Origin of the sequence: Lysobacter sp. Root667 (assembly GCF_001427715.1) — a bacterium.
In the GTDB taxonomy this organism is placed as follows: Bacteria; Pseudomonadota; Gammaproteobacteria; order Xanthomonadales; family Xanthomonadaceae; genus Lysobacter.
Genome location: NZ_LMHF01000014.1, coordinates 381,465 through 402,418, shown reverse-complemented (window position 1 = coordinate 402,418; position 20,954 = coordinate 381,465). Strand labels below are relative to the sequence as shown.

Annotated in this window: 12 protein-coding genes; 7 read left to right on the top strand and 5 right to left on the bottom strand. The window is 69.9% G+C overall.

The features are described 5' to 3' along the window. The first annotated feature begins 12 nt into the window (after positions 1-12). From ASD78_RS17325 to ASD78_RS17315, 3 genes are all read left to right on the top strand, one after another. Positions 13-900 carry a DMT family transporter gene (locus tag ASD78_RS17325; protein ID WP_056103889.1) on the top strand — a complete coding sequence of 296 codons (888 nt, stop codon included), beginning with the start codon at positions 13-15 and terminating at the stop codon, positions 898-900. 282 nt (positions 901-1,182) lie between these two features. Then, positions 1,183-2,586 (top strand): pectin acetylesterase-family hydrolase, encoded by a 1,404-nt coding sequence (locus tag ASD78_RS17320; protein WP_055909834.1) that lies wholly within the window; start codon positions 1,183-1,185, stop codon positions 2,584-2,586. 12 nt (positions 2,587-2,598) lie between these two features. Further along, positions 2,599-3,204 carry a hypothetical protein gene (locus ASD78_RS17315; RefSeq protein ID WP_056103678.1) on the top strand — a complete coding sequence of 202 codons (606 nt, stop codon included), beginning with the start codon at positions 2,599-2,601 and terminating at the stop codon, positions 3,202-3,204. 285 nt (positions 3,205-3,489) lie between these two features. On the opposite strand, the gene ASD78_RS21725 is transcribed toward ASD78_RS17315, so the two are convergent. From ASD78_RS21725 to ispG, 4 genes are all read right to left on the bottom strand, one after another. After that, positions 3,490-5,088 carry a YadA-like family protein gene (locus tag ASD78_RS21725; protein WP_056103674.1) on the bottom strand — a complete coding sequence of 533 codons (1,599 nt, stop codon included), beginning with the start codon at positions 5,086-5,088 and terminating at the stop codon, positions 3,490-3,492. Positions 5,089-5,197: 109 nt separating this feature from the next. Beyond that, complete coding sequence (locus ASD78_RS21720; protein ID WP_056103671.1) at positions 5,198-8,527, bottom strand: S8 family serine peptidase; 3,330 nt, start codon at positions 8,525-8,527, stop codon at positions 5,198-5,200. A 350-nt stretch (positions 8,528-8,877) separates the two neighbouring features. After that, the gene (locus ASD78_RS17300) at positions 8,878-9,615 is read right to left on the bottom strand and encodes a phosphatase PAP2 family protein (RefSeq protein WP_082575684.1); all 738 of its coding nucleotides are present in this window, start codon (positions 9,613-9,615) and stop codon (positions 8,878-8,880) included. Continuing rightward, positions 9,590-10,861 carry a flavodoxin-dependent (E)-4-hydroxy-3-methylbut-2-enyl-diphosphate synthase gene (ispG, locus tag ASD78_RS17295; protein ID WP_056103668.1) on the bottom strand — a complete coding sequence of 424 codons (1,272 nt, stop codon included), beginning with the start codon at positions 10,859-10,861 and terminating at the stop codon, positions 9,590-9,592. Before ispG ends, ASD78_RS17300 begins: the two co-directional genes overlap by 26 nt. A gap of 133 nt (positions 10,862-10,994) precedes the next feature. Between ispG and xseA the strand changes: the two genes are divergently transcribed. From xseA to ASD78_RS17275, 4 genes are all read left to right on the top strand, one after another. Further along, a complete protein-coding gene (gene xseA / locus ASD78_RS17290) occupies positions 10,995-12,356 on the top strand; it encodes an exodeoxyribonuclease VII large subunit (protein ID WP_056103665.1) in 1,362 nt (453 codons plus the stop codon). Between the two features lie 294 nt (positions 12,357-12,650). Beyond that, positions 12,651-14,297: an acetolactate synthase large subunit gene (locus ASD78_RS17285; protein ID WP_056103662.1), complete on the top strand. Its 1,647-nt coding sequence runs from the start codon at positions 12,651-12,653 to the stop codon at positions 14,295-14,297. 43 nt (positions 14,298-14,340) lie between these two features. After that, on the top strand, positions 14,341-15,846 hold the full coding sequence (locus ASD78_RS17280; protein WP_082575683.1) for an aldehyde dehydrogenase family protein: 1,506 nt from the start codon (positions 14,341-14,343) through the stop codon (positions 15,844-15,846). 266 nt (positions 15,847-16,112) lie between these two features. After that, positions 16,113-18,029, top strand: a complete 1,917-nt coding sequence (locus ASD78_RS17275) for a VWA domain-containing protein (protein WP_056103659.1) — start codon at positions 16,113-16,115, stop codon at positions 18,027-18,029. Here the strand turns inward: ASD78_RS17275 and ASD78_RS17270 are convergent. After that, positions 18,019-20,820: an EAL domain-containing protein gene (locus tag ASD78_RS17270; protein ID WP_343123539.1), complete on the bottom strand. Its 2,802-nt coding sequence runs from the start codon at positions 20,818-20,820 to the stop codon at positions 18,019-18,021. The two genes, ASD78_RS17275 and ASD78_RS17270, sit on opposite strands and share 11 nt — an antisense overlap. Positions 20,821-20,954 lie beyond the last annotated feature (134 nt).

Sequence of the window (20,954 nt, the reverse complement as noted above, 5' to 3'; positions counted from 1 at the left end):
CTCTCGCAACCGATGCGCGCGGCGGCATACATGCTCGCCAGCACCTTGTGCTTCGGCTGCATGGCGATCGTGATCCGGCTCGCCTCGGCTTCGCTGCACACCTTCGAGATCGCGTTCTTCCGCAACTTCTTCGGCCTGCTCGCGGTGCTGCCGCTGCTGATCGGCGCCAACCGCGCCGCGCTGCGCACCCAGCAACTGCCGCGCTACTTCATCCGCTGCGCGATCGGCATCTGCTCGATGCTGGCAGGGTTCTGGGCGATCGGCCACCTGCCGCTGGCGCAGGCGATCTCGCTGTCGTACTCGACGCCCTTGTTCGTGACCATCGCCGCGGTGATGTTCCTGGGCGAACAAGTGCGCGCGCGGCGCTGGGCCGCGGTCGCGCTGGGCTTCGTCGGCGTGCTGGTGATCGTGCGTCCGGGCTCGTCGGACTTCAGCGCCGGCACCCTGATCGCGCTGCTGGCGGCGGTGCTTAGCGGCGTGGTCGCGATCCAGATCAAGCAGCTGTCGCGGGTCGACTCGGCCAACACCATCGTGCTCTACACCTATCTGTTCTGGGTGCCGATGTCGCTGCTGCCGGCGCTGTTCGTCTGGCAATGGCCGCAGGGCATCGTCTGGGTGTGGGCGATCGCCGCCGGCATCCTCGGCACCGGCGGCCAGGTGCTGTGGACGCATGCGCTCAAGCTCGGCGAAGTCTCGGCCCTGACCCCGATCAGCTTCATGCAGCTGCCGCTGGTCGCCGTCGCCGGCTGGCTGTGGTTCGGCGAATCGATCGACCGCTGGACGGTGGCCGGCGCCGCCATCATCCTGGCCTCCAACGCCTACATCGCCCATCGCGAGGCGGTGCTGGCGCGACGCGCGGCCTCGAACGCGGTCAGCGAAGCGGCCGCGCCGGGCGAATAAGGCCGATCCGCCGCAGCGCCATGCTGCGGCGCACGAACCGGTGCGGCGCCAAACCCGGTTCCGTGACCGGATTCCGGGCATAAACGGACACGCAGGGCTGCGTTTGCGGCCAATCGGCGGCATGCGCGCGATACGCGTTGACGCTGCCGCGCCGGCGGCGATATCCAGACGCAGCAGTATGGACAGGGGGCTGCCGCGGCTGCGCCGGACCGAGGGGACCGGAATCGTGCCGCGTTGCGCGGGCATCGCCCGCACTCATCGCATGCAAAGGAGAGCAAGGCCATGGCCTATACCCGATACGCCGCCGTCGTTCTGCTGGGAGGCGCGTTCGCGCTGGCCAGCCCGCCGCTGTTGGCCGAGGAAGGCGACTACGGTTTCTTCCAGACTCTGCGCAACCTGGTCTCGCCGCCGCGCGCCAACAACCCGGTGCAGCCGGCGCAGCGCCAGGGCCAGTACCCGCTGCTGAGCCGCGATGCGGCCAAGGCCGACGGCTTCAGCCCGGGCGCCTACTACCAGTGGCAGACCGTGCAACTGCCGGCCGAAACCGGCGCGGTCTGCGGCGACGGCTCGCCGTACAAGATCTTCGTCAATCGCGTGCCCGACACCACCAACACCATCATCTACATGGAAGGCGGCGGCGCCTGTTGGGACTACGCCAGTTGCTCGGGCCAGAGCGGCATCCGCGGCGCGCGCAATCCGCACGGCATTCCCGACGACTACATGCGCCTGCTCAATCCCGGCGCCAGCCTGGTGAGCCCGTTCGTGACCCGGGTCAGCCCGTTCGACGGGGTCAAGACCCAGAACTGGAACATGGTCTACGTGCCCTACTGCACCGGCGACATCTACGGCGGCGACAAAGTCGCGGTCTACGCCGATCCCGGCAACCAGGCCCCGCCGCTGGTCTGGCATCACAACGGCCTGCGCAATTCGCGCGCGGTGGTGGCCTGGCTCAAGGACAACCTGCCGCGGCCCGGGCAGATGCTCAGCACCGGTTGCAGCGCCGGCGGCGCCGGCAGCCTGATCAACTACGATCCGCTGCGCCGCGATCTCGCGCCCACCCGCAGCTTCCTGATCGACGATTCCGGCCCGATCTTCCCGACCCCGCGCAACGGCGATCCGTCGCAGTACCCGTCGCAACCGCTGATGGCGCACATTCGCGGCGCCTGGGGCCTGGACGCGCCGAACGGCCCGCTCGCGTATCTGGCCAGCGGCCTGCCGCAGCTGGATCTCGACGAACTGGGTTCGCTGTATCCGGCGCTCGCCAACAAGCACGTCGGCGACCGGCTCGGCGCGACCCATTTCTGGCAGGACCTCAATTACTCCTCGTACTCCTACGAGCGCTTCCACCCCGATATCCAGGCGGCGCCGACCCAGGCCGCGAAGGAAGCGTTGATCCACGCCAAGTGGGGCGCCGATACCCAGCGCCTGTCCGCGCGTCTGAACACTCTGGACAACTTCGGCGGCTACTTCCCGCAGTACCGCGCGCTCAACGAAAGCCACTGCACCACCATCGTCGACTTCAAAAACGGCGACGTGCAGGCGCAGAACCTGCAGCTCAAGCAGTTCATCGACAGCGTGATGGACGGCAACGGCAAGGTGCTGGACGCGTCTGAGGCCAACGATCAGGCCGACCGCGCCAAACCGTTCAACCTGTTGTACTGGCTGGTCGACCAGCTGCTGGGCTGAGGTACGCGCTCCGTGACGCGCACCAAGCTGTTGCTGGTCGCTTTGGCCATCGTGGCCCTGGCCGCGGCGGCGCTGGTCGGACGCTCGCGCGAATCGCGCGCGAGCGTTCCGGCCGGCGGCGCGCAAGCCAGCGCGGCGGAGGCGACCCAGGCCGCGCTGATCCGCACCCCGCAGGCGCGCGCCTATCGCGACCGGCAAGGGTTCCGGGACGATGCCAAACGCTTCTTCCGCGACGCCGCGGCGCTGAGCGCGGCCGAACGAACGCGCCAGGCGCAAAGGGTCGAACGCGGCATCGACGGTTACGAGCGCGCCGGCGAACTGTCGGCGGGCGAAACCATGCTGCTGCGGGTGGCCCTGATCCAGGCCACCGTGCCGGACCAGGCCGAACAAATGCGTCAGGTCGAGGCGCTGGCCACGCAGTACCGCGAACTGGCCGAGCGCCGCAACGCGCAGTATCTGGCGCAGCAACGCAACGATCCGCGCTTCCAGTCCTACAAGCAGCGCGAGGCCGTGGTGGTCGCCGAAGTGATGGCGCTGCGACAGATTCCGGGCGGGCTCACCCGCGACGAGTACCTGCGCCAGCGCCTGCAGGCCGAGCGCGAACGCGCGTACCGCTGACTCGCAGCATCTTCAACACGCTTCAACGTCCGTAGGATGCGGTAAGCCGAAGGCGCACCGCATCGCCCGACGCAACTAACCGAAGGCGGCGACTCGGCGCGCGCCCTTCAAAGAGAGGGGTGCAGCACGTCGGTTATCGAGACCGCAACTCGAAACCGCGACTACACGACGATGCGGTTATCACCGCATCCTACGGCGGGGTTCCGCTATGGAAGCCGCACGACCGTCGCAAAAAAAACGGCGCCCGAGGGCGCCGTTCACGTACCGCAGTTTCCCAGAGAAGTCTTACCAACCGAAACCCAGGCCGACGCCCGCCGAGCTTTCCGAACTGCTGAACGCTCCGCCGAAGGTCACCGTGGCGCGATCGCTGATCGCGCGCTGATAACCGACCGACAGCGCCTGCTCGCCGTTCTGGAAACCCGCGCCGACCGCGACCCGGTTCTTGGTATGGATGCCGGCGGCCGAGGTCGCCATCTGCACCATCGCCGCGGTCATCGCGCCGGCGCGGTCGATGCGGCGGTCGGTGCGGTCGAAGCCCCACTCCATGTCCGAACGCAGATCGTCGATGGCCGCGATCGGCGCGGCGATCGCCTGGGCGAAGCGGGTGTCGGTGTAGGTGTTGGCGGTGCGCAGGGTGGCCGCATCGCCGGCGTCGGCATGGGTGTTGGCGGCGTTGAGCGTGGCCGCGTCGCCGGCGTCGGCGTGCGCATTGGCCTGGTTCAGCACCACCGCGTTGTTGCTGGTCACGCGCGAGTCGGTGTAGCTGTTGGCGCTGGACAGGGTGCTCGCGGCAACGGTGTCGGTGTAGTTGTTGGCGCTGGCCAGGGTGGCGGCGGCGGTGGACTGCAACTGCCCCAGGTTGACCGCGTCGGTGGCCTGGGTGCCGGCTGCGACGTTGGTGATCTGGCGCTCGTTGCCGCCGCTGCCCACCGAGACGGTGTTGCCGCGGTCGGCGACCGAACCCGAACCCAGCGCAACGCTGTTGGCGCCGCTGGCGCTGCTGCCCTGACCGATCGCGGTCGCGTTCTGCGCCGTGGCCTGGGCACCGTGACCGAACGCGGTGCTGCCGATGCCGCTGGCGAGGCTGCGGCCGCCGAAGGCGCTGGACTGATCGGCCGTGGCCTGGGCGCCGCCGCCGTAGGCGCTGGACTCCAGGCCGCTGGCGGTCGTCACTTCGTCCGGATCGACCACGCCGTCGCCGTCCTTGTCGACCCAGCCGCCGTTGGCGGTGGCGCCGTCGGCGCTGGCGACGCTGTGCGCGCCGCTGACGGTGCTGCCCTTGCCGCTGGCCGTGGCGCCCGCACCGTTGGCGGTGCTGGCTTCGCCTGAGGCCAGCGAACCGCTGCCGCTGGCGCTGCTCAGCTCGCCGCTGGCGATGGCGTTGTAGCCATGCGCGGTGCTGCCCAGGCCACTGGCCTCGCTGAAGCTGCCGCTGGCGGTGGCGCTGTCGGCGGTGGCGCGTGCGCCGGCGCCGCTGGCGCTGCTGAACTGGCCGCTGGCTTCGCTGGCGGTGCCGGTAGCGGTGCTGAATTCGCCGCTGGCGTTGCTGCCGCTGCCGGTGGCGGTGGCGCCGAACCCACCGGCCTGGGCGCCCTGCCCGACCGCGGTGCTCTGATCGCCGCCGGCGACGCTGTCGGCGCCGAGCGCGGTGCTGCCGGTACCGCTAGCGGTGCTGGCCGAGCCGACCGCGGTGCTGCCGTCGCCGCTGGCGGTGGCGCCGCTGCCGCAAGCGGTGGCGCCGCCGCCGGCCGCGGTAGCGCCGCCGGTGGTGCTGCCGCCGATGCCGTCGTCGAGCAGGCAGGGCTCGCCGGCCAGCGCGGAAACAGGCGCAGCCAGGGCCAGCAGCAATGCGGTCGCCAGGAGCGTGTGGTGCGTGTGCTTCATTGCGTTCCCCCTTAGGAATCGTTTGGATGAGCCGTGCAACGCGGCCCGTGCCGGTATCTGAAAAAGCCGCCGGGCCCGTTGCGGGCCCGGCGAAACTAGCGTTCGAACGTTACGGCGTGACCGTCAGCACCACGCGCGCGGCGACCTTGGGCTTGACCGGGTCGTTGCTGGCCACGCAGATGTAGCCCACGTGCGTACCGGCGCTCAGGCCGGCCGCGTTGAGCTGCACCTGGGCGTTGATGCCGACCGCGCCCGGGTTCACGCGCCCCATCGCGCTCACCGGTGCGCCGATCCACGGCGCGCCGCAGGCATTGGACACGCCCACGTTCCAGGCCAGGCCCGCGAAGCCGCTGCCCGCGGTCCAGGCGCCGGCGCCGGCGGTGGTGACCGTGATGGTGCGGAACACGTTGTCGCCGCTGTTGGAGCCGAACCAGACCCAACGGTTGGCGAAGCTCGAACGCGCGTTCACCACCAGCCAGTAACGGCCCGGCAGCAGATCGACGTTCTGGCCGGCCGCGGTCAGGTTGAGGCCGATATTGGCGCCGGTGATGGCGACGCCGGCGGCGGTCGGCGCGGAGGTGTAGCTCCACACCGCCACTCCCGGCGAGGCCTGCGGATTGCCTTCCGGGTTGTTGCCGCTGTCGCGGAACAGGGTCCAGGTCAGGCTGGTCGCGGTGGTCGCCAGCGGCTGATTGCTGGAAACGAAGCCCTCGGTGTACAGCGAGACGATGCGCGTGGCCTCGGTCACGGTGAAATCGTCGGCGCTGAACTGCGCCGCCGAACCGGCGGTCGCCGGATCCGTGTACGAGGTAGAGCGGAAGCCGCTGCTGACCGCGCCGCGCGGCGCATCCAGCAAGGTGCGCGTGCCCTGTCCGGTGTTGTCGATCGTGTAATCCAGACGCGAACCGCCGAGGTTGTCGATACGGAAGTTGGCGAAACCGCTGCCGCCCACGGGCAGGGTCGCCGCGATCTGCAGCGGATTGAGCGCGATCACCGGCGGCGGCACCGACACCGCCACGGGCAGGCGCAGGGTCGGCTGGTCGAGCGTGCCGATCGAGGTCGGGGTCAGGGTCAGGGTACCGAAGTTCCAGGAACCGTCGGCCGGCAGCTGGTAGCTGTTGACCGTGACCTTGACCGCCTTGCTCTCGCCGGGATTGAGCGTGAACAGCGCCGGCGTGATCGTGCCGCTGAGGCCGGTCAGTTTTACCGTCCAACCCTGGCGCACCGCCAGCGTGTTGCGGAAGGTACGCGTGAACACGCAGCGCTCCACGCAGCGCGCCTTGGCCAGGCTGGGCTGGTTGAGATTGGCCACATCGCCGCCGGTAGCCGGATCGGCGGCCAGGTAGTTGGCGCGGGTCTCGTTGAGCACCAGGCCGGCGCGCATGGCGAGATCGACGCGAAGACGGCCGCCGCCGCGGTCGAACGGCGTCGCCGGGGTGATCGAATCTTCCTTGAACACCTGCTGCTCGGCGGTCATCACCAGCGCCGACTTCACTTCCGGCACGGTCCAGGTCGGGCGTGCCTGACGCAGCAGACCGGCCGCGCCGGCATGGTGCGGCGAGGCCATCGAGGTACCGCTCATCAGGCCGACAGCGTTTTCCGAACCGCTGATCGCGGTGCCGGAGACCACCGCCAGGATGTTGACGCCCGGCGCGGTGACGTCGGGCTTGAGCAGATCGAAGGTTCCGGCCGGGCCGCGCGAGCTGAAATCGGCGAGCACGTCGGGCGTGTTCGGGATCGCCAGCACGCTGATGCCGGCGGTGCCGGGATTGCCGGCCAGGAAATCGCGCACCGCGTTGGCGTCGGTCTGCAGCATCGCGAAGCCGGGGATGGTGGCGCCGGTCATGGTCGGGATCAGGCCGCCGGCCGCGTTGTTGGCGATGACCACGGCGATCGCGCCGGCCGCGGCGGCATTACCGGACTTGATGGTGAACGAACAGGTGCCGCGGCGGATCACCGCGATCGCACCGGTGAAGGTACCGGCCGGATACGCCGCGCAACCGTCGTCGACGCCGTCGATAGCGGGACTGACGCGCAGCGTGGTGCTCGGCGCGATCGGCGCGGTGAGCGCGACGCCGCCGGTGCCTTCATTGAGCACGATCGCGCTCAGCGCGGCGGGCACGGCGCCCGGGCCGGTGACCTGCAGGACCGGATTGAAGTCCTGGCGGCCGTGCTGGGCGGCCGCGGTGGAGCCGGTCCACGGCTCGAGGTGGCCCATCGTGTTCGGACCCGGGCCGCTGTTGCCGGCCGAGGTCGCGACGTAGATGCCGGCATTGACCGCATTGAGGAACGCCAGCGAGACCGCGTCGCTCCACGGGTTTTCGCCGCCGCCCACCGAGAAGTTCAGCACGTCGACGATGCCGTCGGCGACCGCCTGGTCGACCGCAGCCGCCGAGGAGGTGTTCGGGCACAGGCCGCGACCGGTCGCCGTGTTCGTGTAGCACACGTCGTAGGCGATGATGTTGGCGTGCGGCGCGACGCCCGAGATCAGGCTGTTGCGGCCCTTGAACGCGACGGTGCGGAAGTTGCCCGCGGTGGTCGCGGCCGTGTGGCTGCCGTGGCTGTTGGTATCCCCGAAGCCCGGCTCTTCGCGGATGTTGGCCTGGCCGCAGGTATTGCCCGGCGCGGCGCAGACGAAGTCGTAGCCGCCGATCAGCTTGTCGTTGCAACGCCCGGCGTCGACGCCGCCGGCGGCGCAGGTGCCCAGGTAGGTGCCGGCGCCGAGCGGATTGACGTGGGTGTAGCCCTGCTCATCGGTGGCCGCGAACGAGGGGCTGCCGAAATTGATGCCCGAATCGATGATGCCGACCACCACGCCCTCGCCCTTGACCGGACTGGTCGGCGAGTTCCACAGCGCGGGCGCGCCGATCAAGGTCGGGCCGACGTCGGTGTCCTGCTCGTACTCGCGGTACTCCTCGACGAACTGCACCTCGGACAGACGCTGCACCTGCTGTGCCTCGCCTTCGCTCATGTCGGCGACCACGGCGTTGAGCGCGTGGCGCATGCGCCGTTCGACGCGCAGCGGGCGTCCGATTGCGGCGGCGATGCCGGCCTCGTGCTGGCGCTGCGCGCCCTCGAGGTGGCGCACATAGGCTTGCGCACGCGAGCTGCGCACGTCGACGCGGCCTTCGCCGGCCGCGGTCGCGGCGGCACGCGCCATCTGCGGCACCCCGGCCTCGCCGGGCATGCGCTCCGGCGCCGGCAGACCCTGGACCTCGCCGCGGTAGGTCGCCAGCGGCGCCTCGCGGTAGACCACGATGTACTTGCGCAGTTGCTGTTCCGGCTCACCGTTGTTGCCACCGGCGGTGGCCGGCGGCGCGCCGCCGATCGGGCCGCTGCCGGTGCCGGATACGCCGCCGAGCATGACGGTAGCGCCGGCGATCGCCGCCAGCGCACCCAGCGCCAGCCCGATCGTCCATCGGTTGATTCTTATCGACATGTGCAACGTCCCTTAATGCGAATTCCGCAATGCATACGCCCACCGACGGCAAGCGCCGAACCGATGGCCCAGATGGGAGAGTGGTACTGAGCGAGGCCCGACCGGCCGCAAGCCGCAAGAGACATCGGCCGGCGCCTCCCCAGACGCCGGCCTCATCGATAACGGGCGCAGATGCGAATCGCCCTACCTCGCCGGGCACAGGCTAAGCACAGAATTGGCGAGACGGCATGTGCCGCGATGCAAGAATCGGCCAGCCTTACGGTGTCCGCTGGTGCTGGCTGACCCGGCCGACGCCCGGGAATGCCCGCAACAACGGGGCTGGTTTTGGCTAGTCGTGAATAGCGTCGCGACTAGGGGCGCCGACCTACTTCCAGCCACGGCCCCACTCCGCCGCGGAACGCGATCAGATACACCGCCACCGCCCAGGCCGTGGCCACGGACCAGCCGGCCAGGATGTCGGAGGGGTAATGCACGCCCAGGTAGACCCGGGACAGGCCGACCAGGGTCACGAACGCGGCCATCGCCACCGCCACCGGCCAGCGCCAGCAGGTGCGCCAGGCCAGCAGGGTCAGCACGCAGGCCAGGGTCGCCGAGCCCATCGCATGGCCGCTGGGGAAGCTGTAGTTGTGCTCGGGCGCGATCGATTCCCAAAGCGAGGGCCGGTCGCGCGCGAAGCCCTGCTTGGCGGCGAGGTTGAGCAGCGCCGAGCCGCCCAGCGCGACCGCGGCGTAGGTCGCTTCGCGGAAACGGCGCAGATAGACCAGCACCAGAGTGAAGCCGATATCGAACGGGACCACGCCGTAGAGATAGCCGAGCTGGCTGATCGGCACGAAAAAACTGTCGAAGCCCTCGCGCGCCAGCGAATGGGCGAACTGCAGGATCGGCACGTCGAACGGGATCGCTTCCTGTTCGTGGATTTCGTCGGCGAGTTCGGCGAAGGCCCATAGCGGCAGCAGCAGGCCGACGAACACCAGCAGCAGGCGCAGGCCGTAACGGCGCAGGAATGCCGCGCCGAAGCGCGCTTCGAGCTTCAGCGCCTGCGCGCCGTCGCCGTGCGGGGATTCAAGCGCCCGGCGCGCGGGCAGCATAGTTGCGTTCGACGTAGCGGTCGATCAGGTCGACGAACTCGTCGGCGATGCGCTCGCCGCGCAGGGTTACGGTCTTCTCGCCATCCTCGAACACCGGCGCCGACGGCGCTTCGCCGGTACCGGGCAACGAGATGCCGATGTTGGCGTGGCGCGATTCGCCGGGCCCGTTGACCACGCAGCCCATCACCGCCAGGGTCAGGTTCTCGGCGCCGGGGTGGCTGATCTTCCACTCCGGCATCTTCGCCCGCACGTGTTCCTGGACCTTCTGCGCGAGTTCCTGGAAGAAGCTGCTGGTGGTGCGGCCGCAGCCCGGACAGGCGGTGACCATCGGCGTGAACGCGCGCAGGCCCATGGTCTGCAGCAGTTCCTGGGCGACGATGACCTCGTTGTTGCGCGACTGGCCGGGTTCGGGCGTCAGCGAAATGCGGATGGTGTCGCCGATGCCTTCCTGCAGCAGCACGCCGAGGGCGGCGCTGGAGGCGACGATGCCCTTGCTGCCGATGCCGGCTTCGGTCAGACCCAGGTGCAGCGCGTAATCGCCGCGGTTGGCCAGTTCGCGATAGACCGCGATCAGTTCCTGCACGCCGCTGACCTTGGCGCTGAGCACGATGCGGTCGGCCGGCAGGCCGATCTCGACCGCGCGCTGCGCCGAATCCAGGGCCGAACGGATCAGCGCCTCGCGCAGCACCCGGCCGGCGTCCCAGGGTTCGGCGCGGGCGTGGTTCTCGTCCATCAGGGTCGCCGCCAGCGCCTGGTCCAGCGAGCCCCAATTGGCGCCGATGCGGACCGGCTTGCCGTACTTGATCGCGAACTCGATCAGGGTCGCGAACTGGCTGTCCTTCTTCTTGCCGAAGCCGACGTTGCCGGGATTGATGCGGTACTTGCCCAGGGCTTCGGCGCAGGCCGGCTCGGCGCTAAGCAGCTGATGGCCGTTGTAGTGGAAGTCGCCGATGATCGGCACGTCGATGCCCATCATCGCCAGCTTGTCGACGATCCGCGGTACCGCCGCGGCGGCCTCGGCGGTGTTGACCGTGACCCGCACCAGCTCGGAACCGGCGCGCCAGAGCTCGGAGACCTGTTTGACGGTCGAGGCGATGTCGGCGGTGTCGGTATTGGTCATCGACTGCACCACCACTGGCGCACCGCCGCCGACCTCGATCGCGCCGACCCGCACGCTACGGGTCAGGCGACGCGGCAGGGGGCCGAAACCGGAAGGGGCGCAGGGCAAGGGAGCGTCGGAATTCATGCCGATATTGTAAGGCCGCGCGGGCGGATCCGCCTGCGCGACGCGTATTCCCGCTTTAACGAATCCCAAATCCCGAATCCCCAATCCCGGCCCCAAACGCAGTACGGTATCCGGCCGTAATCCCTGCCCGAACATGAACGCCCCCGCGCCCGACCACGTCCTCACGCCCAGCCAGCTCAATGCCCTGGCGCGCAACCTGCTCGAGGACACGTTCCCGCTGATCTGGGTCGAGGGCGAGCTGGGCAATCTCTCGCGCCCGTCGTCCGGGCACCTGTACATGACGCTCAAGGACACGCGTGCGCAGGTGCGCTGCGCGATGTTCAAGCCCAAGAGCAGCTGGCTGAAGTTCGTCCCGCGCGAGGGCCAGCGCGTGCTCGCGCGCGGCCGCCTGACCCTGTACGAAGCGCGCGGCGATTACCAGCTGGTGCTGGACCACATGGAAGAGGCCGGCGAAGGCGCGCTGCGGCGCGCGTTCGAGGAACTCAAGGCGCGGCTGCAGGCCGAGGGCCTGTTCGACGCCGAGCGCAAGCGCCCGCTGCCGCGACTCCCGGCGCGCGTGGGCGTGATCACCTCGCCCAGCGGCGCGGCGGTGCGCGACGTGCTCAGCGTGCTCGCGCGGCGCTTCCCGCTGATCCAGGCCGAGGTGCTGCCGGTGCCGGTGCAGGGCGAAGGCGCGGCGGCCCAGATCACCGCCATGCTGCAGCGCGCCGCCGCCTCGGACCGCTACGACGTGCTGGTGCTGGCGCGCGGAGGCGGCTCGCTGGAGGACCTGTGGGCCTTCAACGACGAACGCCTGGCGCGCGCGATCGCGGCCTGCGAAGTGCCGGTGGTGTCGGCGATCGGCCACGAGACCGACTTCAGCCTCGCCGATTTCGCCGCCGACGTGCGCGCACCGACGCCGTCGGTCGCGGCCGAACTGATCGTTCCGGATCGCGAAGAACTGCTGCGCCGACTGCGCCAGCTCGACGCGCGCCTGCGCAGCCAGCAACTGCAACGCCTGCGCCAGGCCATGCAGCGCGCCGACCGCGCCGCGCTGCGGCTCAACGCACTGCGCCCGCAGGCGCGCCTGGACGCACTGCGCCGACGCCAGGCCGAGGCCCTGCGTCGGCTCAGCGCGGCCTGGCAGCGCCGGCTGGAACGCGAACGCGCGCGCCTGCGCCACACCGACGCGGTGCTGCGCGCGACCCATCCGCAACGCCGGCTCGCCGCCCTGCGCGAACGCCTGGCGGTGCTCGCGCCGCGTCCGCGCGCGGCGGTAGTGCGCCAACTCGCCCATCAGGCGCTGCGCCTGCGCGGCCTGGCGCGTTCGCTGGAAGCGGTCAGCCCGCTGGCCACCGTCGCCCGCGGCTACGCGATCCTGCAACGCGAGGACGGGCACGTGGTGCGCAGCGTGCTCGACGCCGCGCCGGGCGATCGCCTGAGCGCGCGGGTCCAGGACGGACGCCTGCGCCTGAAGGTGGAAGGCGGGGAACCTGGCGGCGACGGAGCCGCCTGAGGCCAGGCGCGGTTCGGGCCGCGTTGCGGGTGGATTTCATCGCGGCTTACGCCGCTCCCACAGTAAGAGCGCTCCGACCGACCAGCGTCGCGGGCGCCACAGGCGCGATTGCTGTCCTGTGGGAGCGGCGTAAGCCGCGATAGCGCCACCACGAACGCCGCCGCAGCCGCGCCTGCCGCCGCCCTCCCCCGACGCGACGCAGCGTTCCGCCACGGGCGCCCCGCCATCGCCCACCGCTAACACGATCTGGGCGAGGATCGCAGGACTCGGGCGCAGCCCTACACGGAGTCCCGCATGACCAAGGCGTCCGATCTGTTCGTCGCCGCGCTCGAAGCCGAAGGCGTCGAATACGTGTTCGGCATCCCCGGCGAGGAGAACCTGGACCTGCTCGAATCGCTGCGCACCTCCTCGATCAAGCTGGTTCTGACCCGCCACGAACAGGCTGCCGGCTTCATGGCCGCGACTTACGGCCGCCTCACCGGCAAGGCCGGCGTCTGCCTGTCCACCCTCGGTCCCGGGGCGACAAACCTGGTCACCGCCGCGGCCTACGCCCAGCTCGGCGCCATGCCGATGCTGATGATCACCGGGCAGAAGCCGATCAAGACCAGCAAACAGGGCCACTTCCAGATCGTCGATGTGGTCGACACCCTGCGTCCGCTGACCAAGTACACGCGCCAGATCGTCTCCGCCGACGCGATCCCGGCGCGCGTGCGCGAAGCCTTCCGGCGCGCCGAAGAGGAGCGTCCCGGCGCCACCCACCTGGAACTGCCGCAGGACATCGCCGCCGACCCGACCGAGGCGCGCCTGATCCCGGCCTCGTACTCGCGCCGCCCGCTGGCCGAGGACAAGGCCATCGCCCATGCCGCCGCCGCGATCATGCGCGCGCGCCACCCGATCCTGATGGTTGGCGCCGGCGCCAACCGCAAAGCCACCGCGCGCCAGTTGCGCGCCCTGATCGCCAAGCTGCGCATCCCCTTCTTCACCACCCAGATGGGCAAGGGCGTGGTCGACGAGACCGATCCGCTGTGGCTGGGCAACGCGGCGCTGTCCGACCACGATTTCGTCCACCGTGCCATCGACGCCGCCGACTGCATCGTCAACATCGGCCACGATGTGATCGAGAAGCCGCCGTTCTTCATGCGCGAAGGCCGGCGCACGGTGATTCACGTCAACTACGCCGGCGCCGAAGTCGATGCGGTGTATTTCCCACAGATAGAAGTCATCGGCGACATCGCCAATGCGGTCTGGCAGCTGTCCGAAGCGATCGAACCGCAGCCGCATTGGGACTTCGCCTTCTTCGACCGGGTGCGCAACGCCCTGGACGCGCAGATCGACGAGCGCAACGCCGACCCTCGCTATCCGCTGGTGCCGCAGCGCCTGGTCGCCGACGTGCGCATCGCGATGGGCGAGCGCGACATCGTCTGTCTCGACAACGGCCTGTACAAACTCTGGTTCGCGCGCGGTTACCGCTGCCGCCGGCCCAACACCCTGCTGCTGGACAACGCCCTGGCGACCATGGGCGCGGGCCTGCCCTCGGCGATGGCCGCGCGCATCGTCCATCCCGACCGGCGCGTGCTCGCGGTCTGCGGCGACGGCGGCTTCATGATGAACTCGCAGGAGATCGAAACCGCGGTGCGCCTGGGCCTGGACCTGACCGTGCTGGTGCTGCGCGACGACGCCTACGGCATGATCAAGTGGAAGCAGGCGCACGAACGCTACCCGAGCTTCGGCATGGACCTGGGCAACCCGGACTTCGTCAAATACGCGCAAAGCTACGGCGCGCGCGGACACCGGCCGGCCAGCACCGACGAGTTCCTGCCGCTGCTGCAGCGCGCGTTGGACACGCCCAGCGTCGACTTGATCGAGGTGCCGATCGACTACGCCGACGACGACCGCATCCTCAACGAAGACATCCCGCGCCTGAGCGCCGCAGTGCGCTGAGCCCCAGCCCCTTCGATCATCCCGTTCGCAATCGGAATCCGTCATGGCCAAGTCCTCATCGAAGTCCGCGTCCAAGCCGCAATCCAGGCCGCAATCCAAACCAGCCTCTTCCGGACTCAAGAGCAGCTACCCCTACTACCTCGCCAACCGCCCGGTCGCGGCCAATACCGACCTGGAGGTGCTCGACAAGTACAGCGGCAAGGTCGCGACCCGGGTCGCCTTCGCCGACGCCGCCGTGGTGCGCAAGGCGATCGTGGCCGCGCACAAGGCGCGCGAAGCCATGGCCGCGTTTCCTCCGGACGCGCGCCGCGACGTACTCGAACACTGCGTCAAGCGCTTCAGCGAACGCCACGAGGAACTGTCGCTGGCGCTGTGCATCGAGGCCGGCAAGCCGATCAGGGACGCGCGCGGCGAAGTCACCCGCCTGATCGACACCTTCCGCATCGCCGCCGGCGAAGCCACGCGCATGGACGGCGAGATCATCGAGCTGCAGATCTCGCCGCGCACGCGCGGCTACCGCGGCATGGTCAAGCGCGTGCCGGTGGGCGCGTGCAGCTTCATCACCCCGTTCAACTTTCCGCTCAACCTGGTCGCGCACAAGGTCGCCCCGGCGATCGCGGCCGGCTGCCCGTTCGTGCTCAAGCCGGCGGTGAAGACGCCGGTCGGCGCGTTGATCATCGGCGAAGTCCTGGCCGAGACCGACCTGCCCAAGGGCGCGTTCTCGGTGATCTGCTGCTCCAACGAAGACGCCGCGGCGCTGACCGAGGACGAGCGCATCGCCCTGCTGAGCTTCACCGGCGGCCTGATCGGCTGGGAGCTCAAGGCGCGCGCGGGCCGCAAGAAGGTGACCCTGGAACTGGGCGGCAACGCCGCCTGCATCGTCGACGAGGACCCGGGCGTATCGCTGGACCACCTGGTCGAGCGCCTGGTGTTCGGCGCCTACTACCAGAGCGGCCAGAGCTGCATCAGCGTGCAGCGCATCTACGCGCATGCGGCGATCTACGACAAGCTGCGCAAGAAGCTCAAGGACGCAGTGTCGAAGCTGCGCATGGGCGACCCGCGCGACGAACGCACTTTCATCGGTCCGGTGATCGACGAGGCCGCGGCCAAGCGCATCGAGTCCTGGGTCGCGGCCGCGCGCAAGGGCGGCGCCAAACTCATCGCCGGCGGCGAACGCCGCGGCAACATGCTGCCGGCGACGCTGCTGGAGAAGGTGCCGCGCGACAGCGATCTGTACCGCCAGGAGGTGTTCGGCCCGGTCGCGTTCATGGCCCCGTTCGACGATTTCGACCAGGCCCTGGCCCAGGTCAACGACAGCGACTTCGGTCTACAGGCCGGCGTGTTCACCGGCCGCCTGGATCACGCGATGCGCGCCTGGGACCGGCTCGAAGTCGGCGGCGTGATCGTCGGCGACGTGCCCAGCTTCCGCGTCGACAACATGCCCTACGGCGGCGTGAAGCACTCCGGCCTCGGCCGCGAGGGCGTGCGCTATGCGATCGAGGACATGACCGAGCAGCGCCTGCTGGTGATCCGCGACCCGGTGGCGTGAGCCGCCCGTTCTCGCCTTCCGCGGGAGCGGCGTAGGCCGCGATCGGCTGCCCGCCCAAGCGGGAGGCTACCCCTTAAACGCCCGTTCCTACTTTCTGTGGGAGCGGCGTGAGCCGCGATCGAAACTCCAAGCCGCTGCGCGGTCTCGAGCCCGGGTGGGCGGCCGATCGCGGCTCGTGCCGCTCCCACGGAAAGCCGGCACGACGGCCTAACCCCACTCGCGCGGGCCATGCGTTTGCACCCAGGACCTCCCTGGGAACCGCCCGCATGAACGCCAAGCCGCTGCCCTACCCCAGCTCCCTCCTGTTCGTCGCCGTCCTGAGCGCGCTCGCGCTCAGCGCCTGCCACTCCAGCACCCGCGACGACGCGCCCAGCGCGGCCGAGACCGATCAGCGCGTCGATCGCTACGCGGTCCAGAACACGCCGTCGGCGGCCGAGCTGGCCGCGGCGCGTGGCGCGGTCTCCGCCGCCGATTCGGCGCAAGCCGCCGCCGACAAGAACGCGACCCGCAGCGTCGAGCTTCCCGCTGCGAACCTGGTCGTCGCCCCGGCCGCGCCGCCCGCGCCGCCGTCCGAACCGCGCCACGCCGAATACGCTCTGCAACTCGCCCCGCCGCTGCCCGAGCGCGTCGACGTCGCCGGCAGCCGCATGAAGCGCGTGCAGATGGAAACTGCGTCGCCGGTGATGGCACCGCAAGCCGTGGCCGGCATGGGCGTACTGCAGCCCCAGCAGCAAGCCAGCAACACCGAGAAATACGCCGCGCACGAAGACAACCCGGTCCGCCGCACCGCCGACGAGCCGCTGTCCACGTTCTCGATCGACGTCGACACCGGCAGTTACGCCAACGTGCGCCGCATGCTCAACCAAGGTGTGCGCCCGCCGGCCGATGCGGTCCGCGCCGAGGAGTTCATCAACTACTTCGACTACGGCCACCCCGCCCCGACTTCGCGTGAAACGCCGTTCCGCGTCACCACCGAACTGGCGCCGGCGCCGTGGAACTCGCAACGCCAGCTGCTGATGATCGGCATCAAGGGCTACGACGTGCCCAAGGCGACGCTGCCGCCGGCCAACCTGGTGTTCCTGATCGACACCTCCGGATCGATGGACCAGCCCGACAAGCTGCCGCTGCTGAAAAGCGCGTTCTCGCTGCTGGCCAAGCAGCTGCGGCCGCAGGACCGCATCTCGATCGTGGTCTATGCCGGTTCCGCCGGCCTGGTGCTGCCGCCCACGCCGGGCGACCGCCAGAGCGAGATCCTCGACGCGCTGGACCGCCTGCAGGCCGGCGGCAGCACCAACGGCGGCGACGGCATCCGCCTGGCCTATGCGATGGCCAAGCAGGCCTACGTCAAAGGCGGCGTGAACCGGGTGATCCTGGCCACCGACGGCGATTTCAACGTCGGCACCGTCAGCCAGAACGCGCTGGAAACCCTGGTCGCCGACCAGCGCAAGAGCGGCATCGCCCTGACCACGCTGGGCTTCGGCCAGGGCAACTACAACGACGCGCTGTCGGAGAAGCTGGCCGACGTCGGCGACGGCAACCACGCCTACATCGATACCATCCAGGAAGCGCGCAAGGTGCTCGTCGAGGAGATGGGCTCGACCATGCTGACCATCGCCCGCGATGTGAAGATCCAGATCGAGTTCAATCCGGCCCTGGTTTCGGAATATCGCCTGATCGGCTACGAGAACCGCGTGCTCCGGCACGAGGACTTCGACAACGACAAGGTCGACGCCGGCGACATCGGCGCCGGTCACGAGGTCACCGCGCTCTACGAACTCACCCCGGTCGGCTCCACCGCCGCGCGCCTGCCGGCGCTGCGTTACCGCAACGCGGCGACCGCACAGGCCGGCGACGGCGGCGAGATCGCCAACCTCAAGCTGCGCTACAAGCGTCCGGGCCAGGACGACAGCCGCCTGATCCAGACCCCGATCCTGCGTTCGCAGCTGCGCTCGCAGCCTGGCGAATCGATGCGCTTCGCCGCGACCGTGGCCGCGTTCGCCGACGCCCTGCGCGGCGGCACCCGTTACGACGGTTGGGGCTGGGCGCGGATCGAGGCGAGCGCGCGCGCCAGCAAGCTCGACGACCGCTGGGGCCAGCGCCGCGAATTCGTGCAGCTGATCGAACGCGCGCGCCGTCAGATCGGCGGCGAAACCCCGGCCAGCGCGGTCAGCGTCAGCGACTGAGCGCGCGCAGCACGGGCGCTTGCGCGTGCTCGGCCGGGTGTCCGAACAGGTAACCCTGGCCGTAGGCGCAGCCCAGTTCGCGCAAAGCCGCGAGCTGGGCTTCGTTTTCCACGCCTTCGCCGATGGTGTGGATGCCCAGGGTGCCGGCCAGGGCCTGGATCGCGCGCACCACCGCCACGCTCTCCGGCCGCGTCTCGCCGACCAGGCCGGCCACGAAGCTCTGGTCGATTTTCAGACATTCGATCGGGAACCGGTGCAGATAGGACAGCGCCGAGAAGCCGGTACCGAAGTCGTCCAGTTGCGCCAGCACGCCGTGACCGCGCAGGGTGCGCAGCATGCGCAGGGCGCGCGGCACGTCGTCGAGCAGCGCGCCCTCGGTGATCTCGATCCGCAACCGATGCGGGTCGGCGCCGGCCTCGTCGATCATGCGCAGCAGGCGGTCGGCGAAATCCGCGGCGCGGAAATGCCGCGGCGAGACGTTGACCGACACATAGCCTTCGCCGCCCTGGGCCAGTTGTTTCATTACCTGGGCGTAGAGCAGCCAGTCGACCTCCTCGATCAGGCCGCTGTCCTCGCCCAGGCCGATGAAGTCGTGCGGCAGGAGCAGGCCGCGGCGCTCGTGACGCCAACGCAGCAGGGCCTCGTGGCCGATGATGCTGTGATCGCTCAGGCGCACGATGGGCTGGTAGTAGGCGATGAAGCCGTCGCCGTTGATGGCCCGGCGCAGATCGGCTTCCAGATCGAGGATGCGCACCGCCTGCTCGCGCATGGCCTCGTCGAACACCGCACAACGGTCGCGGCCGGCCGACTTGGCCCGGTACATGGCGGCGTCGGCATCGCGCAGCAGCTCGGCGCCGGTGCGGTAGCGCGAGTGCCACATCGCGATGCCCAGGCTGGCCGAGGGGAACACCTCGCGCCCGGCGATCCAGCAGGGTTCGCCCAGAGCGCGCAGGATGCGGTGCGAGAGCTCCTCGGCTACGCGCAGGCCGTCGATATTGTCGACCAGGATCGCGAACTCGTCGCCGCCCAGGCGCGCCACGGTGTCGTCGGCGCGCACCGCCGCGACGATGCGGCGCCCGGCTTCGATCAGCAGCTCGTCGCCGGCGGAATGGCCGACGCTGTCGTTGACCAGCTTGAAACGGTCCAGGTCCAGGAACAGCACCGCGAAGTGGCGCTGCGGGTCGTGCTGGGCGCGTGCGATGGCGGTCTCCAGCCGTTCCAGCAGTTGGCCGCGATTGGGCAGTCCGGTCAGGGTGTCGTGCAAGGCCTGGTGGGTCAGCTGCTGCTCGGCGCGCAGGCGTTCGCCGATCTGCGACAGCAGCTCGGAGTTGGCCTGGGCCAGCTCGCGGGTGCGCGAGGCCACGCGCTGCTCGAGTTCGGAATGCGCGGCGACCAGGCGGTCCTGGGTCTGCTTGCGCGCCAAACCGTTGCTGATGTGGTGGGCGACGAAGGTCAGCAGCTCCTGGTCGCGCACGGTGAAAGCGATCGCCGGCGAGTAGCTCTGCACCGCGATCACGCCGACCACGTGGTCGTCGCGGAACAGTGGCACGCCCAGCCAGCAATGCGCCTGCGAGCCCAGGCTGCGCACCAGGCCGGCCGCTTCCAGACTGGCGATGCGGTTGCGGTCGGCGAGCAGGGCCTGACCGCGCTTGATCACGTATTCGGTCAGGCCCGCGGACAGCCGCCGGCCTTCGCGGGTCGGATCGCGTTCGTCGATCGAGTACGGGAACCCCAGGTGTTCGCCGTCGTCGGTGATCAGGGCGATGTAGAAGTTGCGCGCATACAGCAGTTCGCTGACCACGTCGTGGACCTGGGCGTAGAAGCGCTCCAGGGTCTCGGAGGTGATCGACAGTTCGGCGATCCGGAACAAGGCGCGCTGCAGGCGTTCGGCGCGCTGGCGCTCGATGATCTCGGCCTGCAGATCGCGGTTGCTCAGCTGCAGCGCCTGGGTGCGTTCGGCGACCCGGCGTTCGAGCTCCTCGCGGGCGCGGAAGCGGTCGAGCGCGGTCAGGATGTGCTGGGCGACGAACGCCAGCAAGGCGCGCTCCTCGTCGCCGTACAGGTTGGGGCGGTCGTAGCTTTGCACCACGATCGCGCCGCAGACGCGGTCGTCGCGGCGCATCGGCACGCCCAGCCAGTCCTCGCTGTCGGGGCCGTGGGTCAGGTCCTGGCGCACGTCCAGCTGTTCGCGGATCGAGGCCGAGGAGCCCAGCAGCGGCTCGCCATGGCGCAGCAACGCCAGGGTCAGGCTGTTGGGCATCTCGGCGGCGCGGATCTCGCGCTCGGGCTCGGCGATGTAGGTGTCGATGCGGTCGGCGAAGTACAGGAAGCGCAGGCTGTCGCGGACGTCGTCGTAAAGCACGATGTAGAAATTCTCCGCGTACATCAGGCCGCCGACCACGCCGTGGATGCGGCGCAGCATGTCGATCATTTCCAGATCCGAACCGGCCAGATCGGCGATCTCGTACAGCGCCTGCTGCAGGCGTTCGGATTTCTCCAGGGATTCGGCCCGCGCCTGCGCGCGCGCGGCCAGCAGTTGCGCGCAGACCAGACGCTGGGCCAGCGCCAGCCAGGGCGCGCGCGCGGCGTCGGCCAGCGGCGCGCCGAGCTGCGCGCACAGCGCGGCGCGGGTGCCGTCGTCCAGGGTCCAGGCGGCTTCGAGGCGATCGTTCAGGCCGGGGGCAGGCGCCTCACCGTTCAGCAGGCGCTCGGCGGCGGCGGCCAGCTCGGCCGCCCCGGCAGCGACCGATGCGCCGGCGAAGCCGCGCGCGTCCAGCCAGCGCACAGCCACCTGCGAGCCCGCGGGAAGTCCCTCGCACAGCGCGTCCGCGAGCGCGTCGCCCGGTCCAGGTATGTCCGCGCTCGCGCCCGCTGCTGGCCTTCCGGTTGTCTGCACCGCTCCAGGCCCCTTGCCTTGCGTCCTTC